Here is a 14,071-nt window from a genome sequence, read left to right on the forward strand (position 1 = left end):
TATCAACTATCAACTATCAACTATCAACTATCAACTATCAACTGTCAACTATCAACTGTCAACTGTCAACTGTCAACTGTCAACTGTCAACTATAAATTGCCCTCAACTTCAAATCGTGAAATATTTCACCATATTTTTACTTATATTTAACATATTCTCTTCTATTTAAGCAGGTAAATCACTAAAACATGTACAATTATATTTATATATGAGAGGATATCTGGTGGCAAGTTTTAACAGAAGACTAGCTTAAAAAATTCGAGCTTAGCCTACCTTCGTTTGTTTCAGCCTAGAAATAAACAACGAAGGAGGCTGAAAAGTTATGAAAAAGTTATGGATTGCTATTTTAACAGGTTTATTTACTATTCTTTCTAGTTTGTCTACATTTGCTAGCCTGAGTAGATGGTAACAGATAAATAGACTCTGCCACCAGATATTTTTAACAAAGGGGGGACCTCAAATGAAATTAAGATTAAAATTATTTTTAACCTTAGAATACGTATTGTTCATTCTTTCCTTTGTTTTTTTATATAAATTTAATCAACAACCACTATCTATTAGTAAATTTATATTTTTTGCATTAACATTATTCATACTTAGTAATCTAAGTGTTTTTATAAATACAAGCAATAAAATAACTACTCAAATTGGAATTCCAATAATAATTCCCGCTATTATAATTTTAGGTCCATTTTGGTCGAGTTTAGTTACCCTAATAGGTACGATTCCAATTACCAAACTTAAAAATAATTTTGTATGGTATAAATTTATTTTTAATCAAACAATCTTTTTTCTAGCAACAGGATGTGCTGCCCTAACCTTTGAAATAACTAAATCTTTTTTATCCACTCCTTATTTTTTCTTACCATTATTAATTGCTAATGTAATATTTTTTGTAATTAATAATGGTTCAGTATTTTTAGTTATGTTAATTGAAAACTATAATCAAGACTTCTCAGTTTTATTATACTTTCTTAAATTAACAAAAAACATACCCATTGTATATTTTCTTGGACTATTATTCTATTATACATACATCAACCTAGGACAAAGCTTCCTAATCTTAGGAATAGTCCTTATCTACTTTAGCAAAGACATATTATACGCTCATATTAAACGGCTAAATCATTACACACAAATTATAGAAAGCTTTTTGAAAGTGATTGACTCCAAAGATAACTATACCAAGAAACATTGTGAACGAGTTTCTGAATATGCAGAAATCGTGTGTCGACAGATGCAGTTAAAGCCTTCGAAAACTAATCAAATTGTACAGATGGCTAAGATCCATGATATCGGAAAGATATGTATCCCCGATTCTATTTTAAAAGCTACCGGACATTTAACTGATGATCAGTATGAGAAGATGAAGGGTCATTCTAACTATGGCTATGAACTATTACAAGATATCGAGTTAATAAGTAGTAACCTAGACCTTATCCGTTATCATCATGAACACTATGATGGAAAAGGATATCCCGAAGGGCTTATAGGCAAAGATATCCCTCTAGGTGCTAGAATCTTAGCTACTTGTGATGCTTTTGAAGTTATGACTAACGGTCGACTCTATAAACCACCGATGACCAAAGAAAAAGTACTCGCCGAATTTAAAGAATGCTCTGGTACTCAGTTTGACCCTCAAATTAGCAAGTTAATGATTAACTTAATTAAAGCAGGAGAATTTGATTATATATTTAAAGATAATATTAAGAAATATGAAGAAGAATATGATGTAGCCGTTAATTTTAATTGAGGCTACAGTTAAGACTGAGGTTAAGATTATATTAATTTAGCAGATAATATTCAAAATAATAGAGGAGGAAACTCAATGTTTGATAAAATAGAAAAAGAAATTGAAGAGTTAGATGGAGTGATCTCATGTAAAGTTACTGGAAAAGATGAAATTGATGAAATACATATTGTAGCTAGCAAAAGTAGAAAACCTAAACGCATTGTTCGTGATATAGAGACAATAACTTTAGTTAATGTCGATGAAAAGATAGATCATAAAAAGATAAGTATTGCTCAAATTAATAATGGTAGTCCTGACCAAGCTAAAAATAGAGTTGAACTGATCTCTATCTATAAAGAGAATAATTCACCTACCTGTCATTTCAAATTAAAGATTAATGATAACTTAATTGAAGAAGATATCCAAGGTGAAACTGAAGCTGAGTTAAAGTTTATAGCTGCCGAAGGGATATTAAGAATTCTAGAACGTTATATAAACTTCAAAGGAAAGTTACGTATTGAGAATATCTTTACTACTGGTCTTAATGACGAATTAATCATCGTACAAATCATCTTACATCAAGGTGGTAAATTTGGTAACCAACAACGTTTAGTAGGAGCTTCGTATGTCGATCATAACCTTCCTTTAGCTACAGGGAAAGCCTGTTTAAAGGCTTTAAATCGGCAATTTAGTAATTTGATTTAAAGTATTCTATTATTTTCAAATATCTATCTACTTTTAATACGACTAAAAATTCTATTCCTCCACCTTTTATTAGGGAGTCTTCTAATAACCCGTAATATATATTTTGATTCTTTCGAAGACTGTTTAATACTAGCAGTTACCTTTGCCTCATAGGAAGTACCGTCAACATCTTGAAAGATGAATTTGATCGGTACTTCATCTTCTAAATCTAATTCTTCTTGATAATATAAATTAATTTCAAAGATAGCTGATTCTTGTGGTGCTAACGCAAACCAATGATTTTCAAACTGACTCTCACCTTTTAAATCAAATGGTACTTCTCCAAATGATATTAATCTAATATTTAAAGCTGGTCTACTTCCTACATTCTTGATAAATAACTTCAAAGGTTCTGCAATCGATCTTTGTGAATCTAAATTTGAATCATCCATACTCAAATTTACTGATGGTCTATGAATGAATATATCATTTTCTTCACTTCTAGCTTCTACTTTGGGATCTACTCCTATAATATATAAACAAGGCCTCAGTTGTGCTTTTCGACTCTTTTTCGTCTCATGAACCGATAAAAAAGCGGCAATTACCGATAGAGCGATAGCAATTAAACTTAAAGTTGGTCCGATATTGAACTTCTCTAATATATCTATCCAATCTGTTAACATTATTTAAAACTCCCTGTTAGAATAGATTAATTACTATTAATTTAACTATCAACACTCTTTTTTATTCAACAAAAAAATGTTCTCCCTGACACTCAACTAAGAGTGATAACAGGCAGAACATTTTAATGTATTAAATTAGAAAGCTCTTATAATTTTAGACTTCAGGTGGAGTTAACACACCTCCAAGAGCTTCAAACAAGAATTGGATGATAAAGATAGTAATGATTAGATTGATAAGGTTGCCAAGAGAAGTTTCTTGAGAGATACCCGCCATAATATGTCACCACCTTTCATTAATTGATTACCCAAATTAAGTAATATCACAATATAATATGTGCTTAACAAAAAAATGTGAATACTTAAAGAAGTAAAACATAGAAATTAAGATTAATGAATAAAATTTCAAAAAGGAGGGATTATTTTTATGAAAGAAAGACTAAACAACAAAGGTTCTTCTAATAAAGATACCTCTATAGATGATGGATTAGAATCTACAACGGAACCAAACGAAAAATCAAATCAAACAGAACAAATTAAAAAAGAGAAAGATAATGATACAGATGATAAAATCAACCTACCTGAAGAACTAAATGAAAATGAGACAGATAAGGAAGATATTAATGATGAAGAAGCAAATAATAAAAAAGCCCATATTAGTCCTGTAATTTCAACCTGCTCTAGTCTAAAAGATACTGCTTGTATGTTACGTACCTTTGCTGATGATCTCGACCAATTGGTAGATACTGTAGAGCCAATGATTCAACTCGCTAATAAAGATGCTACACCTTATTCTCAACAAGAAATAAGAGATAAATTAAAAGTTAGCTCTGATAATTCAACTAAAAAAGAGAATAATTCTAAGCAAAATAATAATTCGAATCTACAATCCTTAATTTCACAATCTGGAAGCCTAGATAAATCATCTCTAAATAACATATTAATGCAAGTAGTAATGCAATCATTATTAAAACAATTAATGCCTAATAATGATTAATATTAAATTATGAGTTTTGCGGTAAGGTCAATTTCAACTTAACCTTACCGCCTTTGTTATTTAATCTCTTTTATTAACTATCTTCTGAGCTAACTGCATTGTCTTCAACACATCTACTAAACCAGCTCCCTGCTTCTCTTTTGCTACCGAGGATAAAGGGGAAGCACCCTCTAATAATAATTTTTTAATTTCTTTAGGAGTCAGCCCTTTAAAAACGCTAAGCATTAAAGCAACAATTCCAGTCACATGAGCTGTAGCCATTGATGTGCCATCAAGAGTTCTTAATCTATTATTACGCCAAGTAGATAGTATATTAACTCCTGGAGCCAAAATATCTAGCTCTTCACCATAGTTACTAAAGTCAGCTACTTCTTTACTCTTATCTATGGCACCTACCGCTATCACTTCTGGATATTTTGCCGGAAAATCTATTTTATTATTACTATTATTCCCTGCGGCTGCTATCATTGTAATCCCTGCTTCATAGGCTTTAGCAATCGCATCTTTCAAAGTAGAATTATCTTCGGTAGTTCCAAAACTCATATTTAAAATTTGGATATCATTATCAATACTCCACTCTATCCCTTCAACAATTGAAGACAAACGACCATTACCTCTCCTATCAAAAGCTTTAATAGGATAAAGTTCAACGTCTGGCAGTATTCCTAATACCCCTTTACCATTCTTCCTACCTCCTATAGTTCCTGAAACATGAGTTCCATGTCCATGAAAATCATAGGGTAACCGTCTAGAATTAATCACATTGATTCCATTATGCACAGGCATAAGGTCATAATGGTCTAAATCAACTCCTGTATCAATAACACCTACTTTTACTTTACGAAAGAACTCCCAAGCCTCTAACGCACTAGTCGCTTGTAAGCCCCAAGGTATTCTATCCTCGGAAGAACTAACTTTTAAAACTACATCTTCATCCACTCTTTCAATTTCAGAAATTGATTGGAGGTTAACCGTATCTCTATCTTCTTGAAATTGACATACATATCCATTAACTAAATTTAATTTCTTTATTAGCCTTCCTCCTCTCTTTTCTATCTGCTGTTTAAATTTACTTTCATCAATCTTTTCATCAGCAAAAATAATATATTGAGTAATACTTTCATCCACAACATCATCCTTGCCCCGATTAGGTTGTAATTGCTTTAATAAGTTTGTCGCTAAAATTAATTCTAAAAGTTTGCCTATATTCATAAACTTTACCTCCTTAAATCCCTAATCTAATATATACTATGTAATCTATTGCTAAAATGGGAATTTATTGATAGAACATATAACAAAAAATATAGACATAGAATTACAGCAAGGAGGTGCAATATATGGTTTCTGATGAATTTAAAAAAGGCAGGTCAAAAGTTAAATTTAGAAAGTCTAAATTTAAAAAATGGCGTGAAAAATATCATAACCAACATGATTCTTCCTCTCTTAAAATTCGAAATAAAGAAAAGAAAGAACTAAATAAGAAATTCCCAAAAGATGATTCACCAACTAAGACTCTAACCGATGATTCTTCTAAAAAAGAGCCTATAGCTAAAACTAAATCTAAAGATAACCTTAATAAAATCAGCCCCCAAAATACTAACAAAGCTAAGAAAGAAAAATATTCACAAGAAAAAATCTTTAAACCAAGCGCAATTATGCAAACATGTTATAATCTAAAAAATTTAACCCCCGAATTAAGAAAAGTTGCTAATAATATAGAAGAACTAGTAAATAGTGTAGAGCAGTTATTAGCCCTTAAAAATAAAATTTCAAAAAGAAATTATAAATCCTCAAAATCCCACAACCCTAAATATAAAGCAAACTCTTTACCTAAATCTAATAAAGAAAATAATAATCAGAATAACTTTAACCAACTAATTTTAAAATCCTTAACCTCTACTAACTCCAAATCAAATGAATCCTCACCAAATAACATCTTAATGCAAGTAATAATGCAAATCTTATTGAATAAATCTAGAACTAATGATTAAAACATAAAACTCCATTTACACAAACTTCTCAATTAATTAATAGAATGAATTATAAAACAAGTATTAGAGGTGTCCCCCTTGTATAAAAGAAAAAATAATATACAATTATATTCCGGAAACGGAAATAATAATTTAAATTTACGTGAAATATTACGGTTAAGTATCTGTGGAGAGTTAGAAGCTATTAACCAATATGAAAGATACGCTAGAATAACCGATAATTTTGAAGCACAAGAACTCTTTTTAGAAGTGGCTAACGATGAAAAACATCACGTAGCAGAATTCTTAGCCTTTTGACGAGGAATTAGAAGAGGAACTTGAACGATATTTAAGAGATATTTTAGATCAACTATAAAAACGTTCTCTCTAGTCATAAAGGTAGAGAGAACGTTTTTATAGTTTGTATAATATTTTTTGCTAGCCACATCTTTAAACTGTTGGTGGAGTTAAAATACCTTCAAGTGCTTCAAATAAGAACTGAATAATAAAGATAGTAATAATTAAGTTAATAAGGTTACCTAAAGAAGTTTGCTGAGAGATTCCCGCCATATTCAACCCTCCTTTCCTTAATTACAAGAAAAGTAATATCATAATATAATATGTATAACCTTGCAAAAATGTGAACGTTCACCTCAATTATCCCCTAAATTATCCATAATAGATATTAGTTGAAGAAGAAGTAATATATCTAAAATATTACCTAAACGAGAGCTTCTTGCTATAGCAGCATTAATAGTCTCCTCAGAAACCGATGGCGTTCTAGTCAGCTCTTCAGCAGCACCAACAAAAAGACGGTAAGAATTAGTTAAAGAAGAGAAGCTTTGAGCTAAGAGATTAAAATCACTAGTCATTGAAGGCATTATACTCTCATCTTTAAACTGATCATCTGACATTTTGATCCCTCCTAAGCTTAGATTCTATTTATTTTTAGGGTTAATATTGGATAAAGTCCTTACATCTGGATTAAGTTCTTTAATAGATTCTAAAAAAACCACTTCATCTATAACTTCAGTAGCTAAATTAGCAAAAGCCTCAGCTACCGTTCTCTCTGGTATAGTTACCAATTTAATCACCTCGTTTAAAAATGTTCTTTTTTATTAAAATTATTCCTTTATAAAATATTATATGTAGCTAAACTAATATAGTTAATAAAATTTATACGACCAAAATATAATCAAAAAGTTATTATTTGCAGAAATTCTTCACACTTGCAACGGTAAGAACATAATATAACTACAAATCACATATTAAGAAATACACCTTTGTGATTACTTAAATTAAATCTTTTATTAGAATTATGAATAATGAAAGGAGGCATAACTTAGAATGTTAAACTTATCTAACCAAGATGCTAATGTTTCTCAAGAAACTGGTCTTACTGGGCTTATTGATGTAATCGTTACCATCTTTATAATTCAGTTCTTATTCTCTGCTTTAGGTGGTGGAGATGGAATCTTTGGAGGTGGAAGTGGTAATGGAATCTTCGGTGGAATGTTCTCAACTTCTTCCGAAGAGTAACTAAGGAGGTTAATAAATAGTTATGAATGGGATCCCAAAACCTAATTCTCTAAATGATATTAAGTTTCTTATTAATAACTTTGAAGGTGCATTATCAGAAGAAAATATTAAAGTATTTACAACGATTATAGATAAAATCGAATCCGCCGGCGGAATTAATCATGCAAACCCTAAGGAGTTAGAAGAATTAATATGCTTATTAGCCGAACAAAATGATATAGACCTATCAGAGTTATAGAAACTTAAAGCAAAAGCGAGGTGATTCTTATGCCTAATATCTCTCAGCAAACACCAACTTCTCTTGAAAACTTAATTAATCTAATCATCACTATATTCATCATCCAATTCTTATTTGAAGCTCTTGATGGAATCTTACAACCTTAAATTTAAAATAAAAAGAATTAGGACTTAATCAGAATAATCAAGGCTACTCTATTATAGCCTTGATTATTTTTGTTTTAAATTATCCTTCTTTATATTCTATTAAAAATTATTGAGAGGAGTGAAATCTAATTTTGATTAATAATAAAAACGAAATTATGAAAAATAAATCCTTAAACTTAGACTTACAAGCAAATATATCCAACATAAATAGTGTATTCGGATTTGGTGCTTTTGCATTAATAATTATCATCTTATTTGAAATAATAAATAATCAAGACTAATAATCTCCCCCTAATTTATTTATAGCTTAATATCAATAGGGGGAGATTAAAAAAGCCCTATCTGTTACAAAATCTATAACAGATAAGGCTTAAATTAATTGTTCATTCTATTTTCATTACATAGTATTTACTACTTCTAAACATTCAGCGCAAATTTCAGAGTGTTCCTCATCTTCTCCAACACTCTCTCTATATTTCCAGCACCGTTCACACTTTTTACCTGGTGCTGGCTTAACTACTACTTTAATAGCAGTCTCTTCTCCAGAATAAGCATCTTCTCCTACATCATCTTCTTGTTGAAATAATTCAACCTTAGAAACAATGAACAGATCAGATAGATTCTCAAATTGAGCTAAGAAGTCATAAATTTTCTCTGACGAATAGATCTCTACCGCTGCATCTAGAGAATGTCCCACAACTTTCTCACTTCTAGCTAGCTCTAATGCTTTAGAGACATCCTTTCTAATTGCTAATAATCTATCCCACTTAGCTTCTAATTCTTCATCTAAATAATCTTCAGTAATCTCTGGCCATTCCGTTAAGAATACACTCGCTGCTTCTTTACCAACTTCTGGTAAGTGCTGCCACGCTTCCTCAGCTGTATGCACTAAGACTGGAGCTAAAAGCTTGACCAATGTAGTAAAGATTTCATACATAGTTGATTGTGCTGCTCTTCTAATCTTAGACTTAGTACCCGAAGTATATAATCTATCTTTCAATACATCTAAATAAAAAGCACTCATCTCTACAGCACAGAAGTTATGAACTAGATGATATAATTTATGATATTCATATTCATCATAAGCATTAGTAACCTCATCTACTAATTTCTGTAGTTTGTGTAGCGCCCACTTATCAATCTCAAATAAGTCATCATAAGCAACCGAATGATCGATTGGATTAAAGTCTTCTAAATTACCTAAGATATATCTAAAGGTATTTCTAACTCGTCGATAAACTTCTGAATTCTGCTTTAAAATCTTATCAGAAATTCTTACATCTTCTTTAAAGTTAGAAGAAGCTACCCATAACCTTAAAATATCAGCACCAAACTGATCGATTACTTCATGTGGAGATACCACATTCCCAACCGACTTAGACATCTTCTTACCTTTAGCATCAACAGTAAATCCGTTAGTAACAACCGCTTTATACGGCGCTTCTCCTTTATAAGCAATAGAAGTTAATAATGAAGAGTTAAACCAACCACGATACTGATCAGTACCTTCTAAATATAGATCAGCAGGTCTCTCTAACTCATCATAGGTCTCTAATACAGCAGCATGACTAGCACCCGAATCGAACCATACATCCATAATATCCGATTCTTGTTCAAATTCTACTGCCCCACACTCTTCACAAGATATTCCTTCCGGTAAGATTTCAGATGCTGACTTCTCAAACCAAGCATTCGAACCTTCCGCAGCAAATAAGTCACGAACAACATCTAATGTCTCAGCAGTAGCTAAATCTGCTCCACAATCTTTACAATAGAAGATCGGAATTGGGACTCCCCAAACCTTCTGACGGGAAATACACCAGTCAGCACGATCTCTAATCATATTCGAAATTCGTTCTTCTCCCCATTCTGGATACCAATCTACGTCCTTAACTGCTTCCAAAGCATCATCTTTAATTGCATCAACCGAAGCAAACCACTGTTCAGTAGCTCTAAAGATAACCGGACTCTTACATCTCCAGCAGTGAGGATAAGAGTGATCAATAAAGCTTAAGTCCATAAGCAGATTATCTTCTTTTAACATTTCAGTTACTTTAATATTAGCATCATCATAATACATACCAGCAAATGGTCCAGCTTCCTCAGTAAAGACTCCGTTGTCATCCATCGGTGCAAAGACCGGAATATCATATTTCTGTCCAATTACATAGTCTTCGTGACCATGTCCCGGAGCAGTATGCACACAACCAGTACCTTGTTCTAATGTAACATGATCTCCTAGAATAAGTTGTGATTCTCTATCAAAGAAAGGATGATTTGTAACTAATCCTTCTAAATCTTCACCTTTTACTTCTTCAATAATTTCATATTCATCAATACCTACAGTCTCCATCATCTCATCCAATAGTTCTTTAGCAACTACTAATAAATCTCCTTCTGCTTCAACTACTACATACTCAAAATCAGGATGCACCGAAATCGCCATATTAGATGGAATCGTCCATGGAGTAGTAGTCCAAATAACAACATAACTTCTTTCATTAGTTAATTCAGTACTACCAATTGTAAAGGATTCTTTAACCGGGAACTTAACATAAATAGAAGGTCCTCGCGAATCATCATACTCTACTTCAGCCTCAGCTAAAGCAGTACCACAGTCCGGACACCAATGTACTGGTTTTAATCCTTTATATAGGTAACCCTTCTTAATCATTTCACCAAATACTTCAATCTGTTTTGCCTCATACTCTGGTTTAAGAGTAATATAAGGATTATCCCAATCCCCCCAGATACCTAACCGCTTAAACTGTTCCTTCTGTCTATCTACATACTTTAACGCATACTCCTCACACTGCTCTCTCAATTCGGCAGTACTTAACTCTTTTCGCTTTGCTCCTAACTCCTTAGTAACTTGGTGTTCAATCGGTAACCCGTGAGTGTCCCAACCAGGAATATATGGCGATTGATAACCTTGTAAAGTTTTGTAACGAGTCACAATATCCTTCAAAATCTTGTTTAAAGCGTGACCAATATGAATATCTCCATTAGCATACGGTGGCCCATCATGTAATATAAACTTTTCTGCTCCCTCTCTTTTCTTAAGTGCTGTTTCATAAACCTCATTCTCTCTCCAAAATTGCTGAAAATCCTCTTCCCGTTCTGATAAGTTAGCACGCATAGGAAATTCAGTCTGTGGTAAATTCAATGTTTCCTTATAATCCATTAACTTCTGCACCTCCAAATTAATATAAATATAAACTTAAAACTAAAAAAACCTTGCCCCTGGTCAGGGGCAAGGTTTTTTACCTCACGATACCACCCTATTTTAGAAATATTAATTTGCTAATATTACTCCTAACAATTAATATCTCTATCTCTAAAACAGATAACGGCTGTCAACCGGTCAATCCTACTTGAATATTTTTTCAGATTGACTACTAAGAGATGATCTTCAATAAGCTTTCGATTATCAGGCTTTCACCGCCCCTGACTCGCTAAAAATCTCCTGCTTACTTACTCTTCTCTGTCATCGTAGTTAAAATTATTATCTATTTTAACATATTTAACTATAGTTCATCTAATACCGTATTATAATATAATATTGTACCCCCGTCAAGCTTAATTAGAAAATATTTGATTAATAATCAAATTTCAAGCATAATCTAAATATTACGAAGCATTTCCTCAACTATCTCATAAGATCTATTAGCCGCTTTCTTCATAAAAGTAGGATAGTCAACTTCAGCACTACCATCAGCCTTATCTGACATAGAACGAATAATAACAAACGGAGTATCATTCAAAAAGCAAGCATGTCCTACCGCTGCTCCTTCCATTTCTGCACAATAGCCAGCAAAAGTTTCTCGTAACCAAGCCACCTTCTCATAGTCCGCAATAAATTGATCTCCAGATAAAACTCTACCTTTCACAACCTTAATATCAGCACCATCTGCCACTAACTTCTTTCCTGCCTCTGCGGCTAAAAGAATTAATTCTTCATCGGCTGCAAAGACTATCTTATCCATATTAGGTACTTCACCTAATTCATGGCCTATTACCGAAGCATCAAGATCATGTTGGATAGCATCAGTAGAAACTACGATATCGCCTACATCTAAATCTTCATCTATAGCCCCTGCTACTCCAGTAAAGATAACCTTATCTACTGCAAAATTATCAATTAATATCTGAGCACAAAGAGCTGCGTTCACCTTGCCAATACCACTTCTAACTAAGACTACATCTTTATTATTTAATCTTCCTTCATAAAACTTCATATTAACCTTCTCAACTGTATTCTCTAATTCTAAATCCTCTTTTAATAGTTCAATCTCAACGTCCATAGCACCAATAATACCAATCTTCATCTCTACCACTCTCCAACTATATTTTTACGCTGTAACTGCAGATTTAACCTTAACCCCAGACAGATTCCCTAACTTTCCAGCCAAAGAACCAAGTTGGTCATTAGTTCCATCTACAATTAAAGAAATAATACTGACCCCTTTCTCCTTATAGGGCACTCCCATCCTTCCTACAATAATCTCTCCATGTTCTGCTAAGATATCATTTACCTGATGGGCAATCTCTTCTCTTTCTTCAATTAAAATACCTACTACTGCTATTCTATTTTCCATGCCATCTCCTCCTATCCCATCTAAGCTTCTTCAATAGTCGCAACCTCTTCTTGACTAAACTTAAGAGTCTGCAAATCATCTTCATCCAAATCTTCTTTTAGATTTGCTTCAAATTCTTCATTAAATTCTTCTTTTAAATCATCCATATCTTCTTTATCTTCTAGCATTGTTAAATAAGTATTTAAAAGAGTCTTAAACTTAATAGTAAATAACTGCTCATGTTCTATTAAGTTTTTATACTCTCTTCTTTTCTCTGCTATCTGTTTATCTGCTTCTTTCAGAACTTTTTCAGCTTGCACCTCTGCTTTTTCAATGATTAATTCTGCTTTAGATTGAGCATTTCTGATTATGGCTTCAGCTTCCTGTTTAGCATTCTGTTGCTGATTATCAGCCGTAGTTTTAACTGTATCTATCGTCTTACTTAATGTTTCTTCTCTTTCTTTATAATCTCGCAACCGTTCTTTTAACTCAGTTAATTCTTTATTTAACTCTTCATTTTCTAAATATATATACTCATAGGCCTCACCAACTAAATCTAAAAATTCGTCTACTTCATCCACATTATACGACCAAACAGAAAAAGTTTTATTAAACTCCTTATTATAGATATCTAATGGAGTCATTAAATCTTCCATATCTAGCACCTCCTGTTTTTACTCCTCGAACTAAATAAATCGTTTTAATATTAACTTAATCCTACCTTTATTTGATTTTCCTAACCTTTCATCTATCTCTACCCTGCCTTGGCCGCGAATAGAAATGATATCATCCATATCAACCATCTGTGCTGGGTCTGTCTCCACTTTCCAATTCAACTTTACCTTACCCGACTTAATCTTCTTTGCCATCTTAGTTCGCGAAGTACAGAAACCAGAACTAGCTACTGAATCTAATCTTAAAGATGCTACAGTACTCTTTAACTCTTTTACCCTTTCTGGCTCTACATCTAATTCTTCAGCAGTAATCTCTTCAATTTGCACTGGCACTTGGTGTACTCGTTTGAAATTTAACATTAAATAATCCTTAATCTCTTCAGCAACAATGACTTGACAGCCATTCTTATTGACTACCAGATCACCAACCATCTCCCTTTTAATTCCCGTTCCTAAGATGGCCCCTAAAAAATCACGGTGGCTAACTGAAACAAAATCAAAATTACCGCTTATTTCTAAATAGACAAGCGGTTCCTCTACTATCTCTAACATATAGTAGTCCGGCATTAACCCAACCCTTTTACGTTCTGATTGTTTAAAACCACCATAAGAATGATACTTTAAGTCATAAATCTGATCTAACAGTGGTATTAACAAACTTCGTTGATATGGATTTAAAAAGTTAGTAAAAGTAGGTTCATGTCTCCTTAAAGCATACTCCGCTTTATCTAAAGCACTAGCCAAAGTTATCTCTTCTTCTTCATCTTCTATATGTGACATCAATTTCTCTCGGTCAAACAAAGAAATCCCTCCAAAGTCTAAAACAGAATTAA

Annotated in this window: 16 protein-coding genes and 1 other annotated feature; of the genes, 7 read left to right on the forward strand and 9 right to left on the reverse strand. The window is 32.5% G+C overall.

Annotated elements, in window-relative coordinates:
- Window positions 1-1,160: 1,160 nt before the first annotated feature.
- Both BM077_RS13630 and BM077_RS00050 read left to right on the forward strand, forming a co-directional pair.
- Entirely contained in the window at window positions 1,161-1,754 is a 594-nt protein-coding gene (locus BM077_RS13630) for an HD-GYP domain-containing protein (protein ID WP_255361521.1), read from the forward strand.
- 75 nt (window positions 1,755-1,829) lie between these two features.
- A complete protein-coding gene (locus BM077_RS00050) occupies window positions 1,830-2,438 on the forward strand; it encodes a hypothetical protein (RefSeq protein ID WP_089746847.1) in 609 nt (202 codons plus the stop codon).
- 23 nt (window positions 2,439-2,461) lie between these two features.
- On the opposite strand, the gene BM077_RS00055 is transcribed toward BM077_RS00050, so the two are convergent.
- Window positions 2,462-3,100, reverse strand: coding sequence for a hypothetical protein (locus BM077_RS00055; protein WP_089746849.1), 639 nt, complete (start codon window positions 3,098-3,100; stop codon window positions 2,462-2,464).
- A gap of 424 nt (window positions 3,101-3,524) precedes the next feature.
- On the opposite strand from BM077_RS00055, the gene BM077_RS00060 reads away from it, so the two are divergent.
- Complete coding sequence (locus BM077_RS00060; RefSeq protein WP_089746851.1) at window positions 3,525-4,094, forward strand: hypothetical protein; 570 nt, start codon at window positions 3,525-3,527, stop codon at window positions 4,092-4,094.
- 60 nt (window positions 4,095-4,154) lie between these two features.
- On the opposite strand, the gene BM077_RS00065 is transcribed toward BM077_RS00060, so the two are convergent.
- Window positions 4,155-5,306: a S8 family peptidase gene (locus tag BM077_RS00065; RefSeq protein WP_089746853.1), complete on the reverse strand. Its 1,152-nt coding sequence runs from the start codon at window positions 5,304-5,306 to the stop codon at window positions 4,155-4,157.
- Window positions 5,307-5,431: 125 nt separating this feature from the next.
- On the opposite strand from BM077_RS00065, the gene BM077_RS00070 reads away from it, so the two are divergent.
- Both BM077_RS00070 and BM077_RS00075 read left to right on the forward strand, forming a co-directional pair.
- Window positions 5,432-6,085, forward strand: a complete 654-nt coding sequence (locus BM077_RS00070; protein WP_089746854.1) for a hypothetical protein — start codon at window positions 5,432-5,434, stop codon at window positions 6,083-6,085.
- 78 nt (window positions 6,086-6,163) lie between these two features.
- Window positions 6,164-6,382: a ferritin family protein gene (locus BM077_RS00075; RefSeq protein ID WP_176941560.1), complete on the forward strand. Its 219-nt coding sequence runs from the start codon at window positions 6,164-6,166 to the stop codon at window positions 6,380-6,382.
- Between the two features lie 335 nt (window positions 6,383-6,717).
- Here the strand turns inward: BM077_RS00075 and BM077_RS00080 are convergent, their stop codons facing one another.
- Both BM077_RS00080 and BM077_RS13635 read right to left on the reverse strand, forming a co-directional pair.
- Window positions 6,718-6,978 (reverse strand): hypothetical protein, encoded by a 261-nt coding sequence (locus tag BM077_RS00080; RefSeq protein WP_089746858.1) that lies wholly within the window; start codon window positions 6,976-6,978, stop codon window positions 6,718-6,720.
- Between the two features lie 24 nt (window positions 6,979-7,002).
- Window positions 7,003-7,149, reverse strand: coding sequence for a hypothetical protein (locus BM077_RS13635; RefSeq protein ID WP_176941561.1), 147 nt, complete (start codon window positions 7,147-7,149; stop codon window positions 7,003-7,005).
- Between the two features lie 262 nt (window positions 7,150-7,411).
- Here BM077_RS13635 and BM077_RS00085 point away from each other — a divergent pair, with 262 nt between their 5' ends.
- Both BM077_RS00085 and BM077_RS00090 read left to right on the forward strand, forming a co-directional pair.
- On the forward strand, window positions 7,412-7,603 hold the full coding sequence (locus BM077_RS00085; protein WP_089746861.1) for a hypothetical protein: 192 nt from the start codon (window positions 7,412-7,414) through the stop codon (window positions 7,601-7,603).
- Window positions 7,604-7,625: 22 nt separating this feature from the next.
- Window positions 7,626-7,841, forward strand: a complete 216-nt coding sequence (locus BM077_RS00090; protein WP_089746863.1) for a hypothetical protein — start codon at window positions 7,626-7,628, stop codon at window positions 7,839-7,841.
- A gap of 543 nt (window positions 7,842-8,384) precedes the next feature.
- On the opposite strand, the gene ileS is transcribed toward BM077_RS00090, so the two are convergent.
- The 5 genes from ileS to BM077_RS00115 all read right to left on the reverse strand — a co-directional run bounded on the left by ileS (window position 8,385) and on the right by BM077_RS00115 (window position 14,039).
- Window positions 8,385-11,171 (reverse strand): isoleucine--tRNA ligase, encoded by a 2,787-nt coding sequence (gene ileS / locus BM077_RS00095; RefSeq protein WP_089746864.1) that lies wholly within the window; start codon window positions 11,169-11,171, stop codon window positions 8,385-8,387.
- A gap of 62 nt (window positions 11,172-11,233) precedes the next feature.
- Window positions 11,234-11,487, reverse strand: a binding site (T-box leader).
- Window positions 11,488-11,610: 123 nt separating this feature from the next.
- Window positions 11,611-12,315: a 5'-methylthioadenosine/adenosylhomocysteine nucleosidase gene (locus BM077_RS00100; RefSeq protein WP_089746866.1), complete on the reverse strand. Its 705-nt coding sequence runs from the start codon at window positions 12,313-12,315 to the stop codon at window positions 11,611-11,613.
- Between the two features lie 24 nt (window positions 12,316-12,339).
- The gene (locus tag BM077_RS00105) at window positions 12,340-12,585 is read right to left on the reverse strand and encodes a TM1266 family iron-only hydrogenase system putative regulator (protein ID WP_089746868.1); all 246 of its coding nucleotides are present in this window, start codon (window positions 12,583-12,585) and stop codon (window positions 12,340-12,342) included.
- A gap of 20 nt (window positions 12,586-12,605) precedes the next feature.
- Complete coding sequence (locus BM077_RS00110) at window positions 12,606-13,220, reverse strand: DivIVA domain-containing protein (protein WP_089746870.1); 615 nt, start codon at window positions 13,218-13,220, stop codon at window positions 12,606-12,608.
- Window positions 13,221-13,250: 30 nt separating this feature from the next.
- A complete protein-coding gene (locus BM077_RS00115; RefSeq protein ID WP_089746872.1) occupies window positions 13,251-14,039 on the reverse strand; it encodes a YlmH family RNA-binding protein in 789 nt (262 codons plus the stop codon).
- Window positions 14,040-14,071: the final 32 nt, after the last annotated feature.

The sequence above is a fragment of the Candidatus Frackibacter sp. WG13 genome (assembly GCF_900114655.1).
GTDB lineage: Bacteria > Bacillota > Halanaerobiia > Halobacteroidales > Acetohalobiaceae > Frackibacter.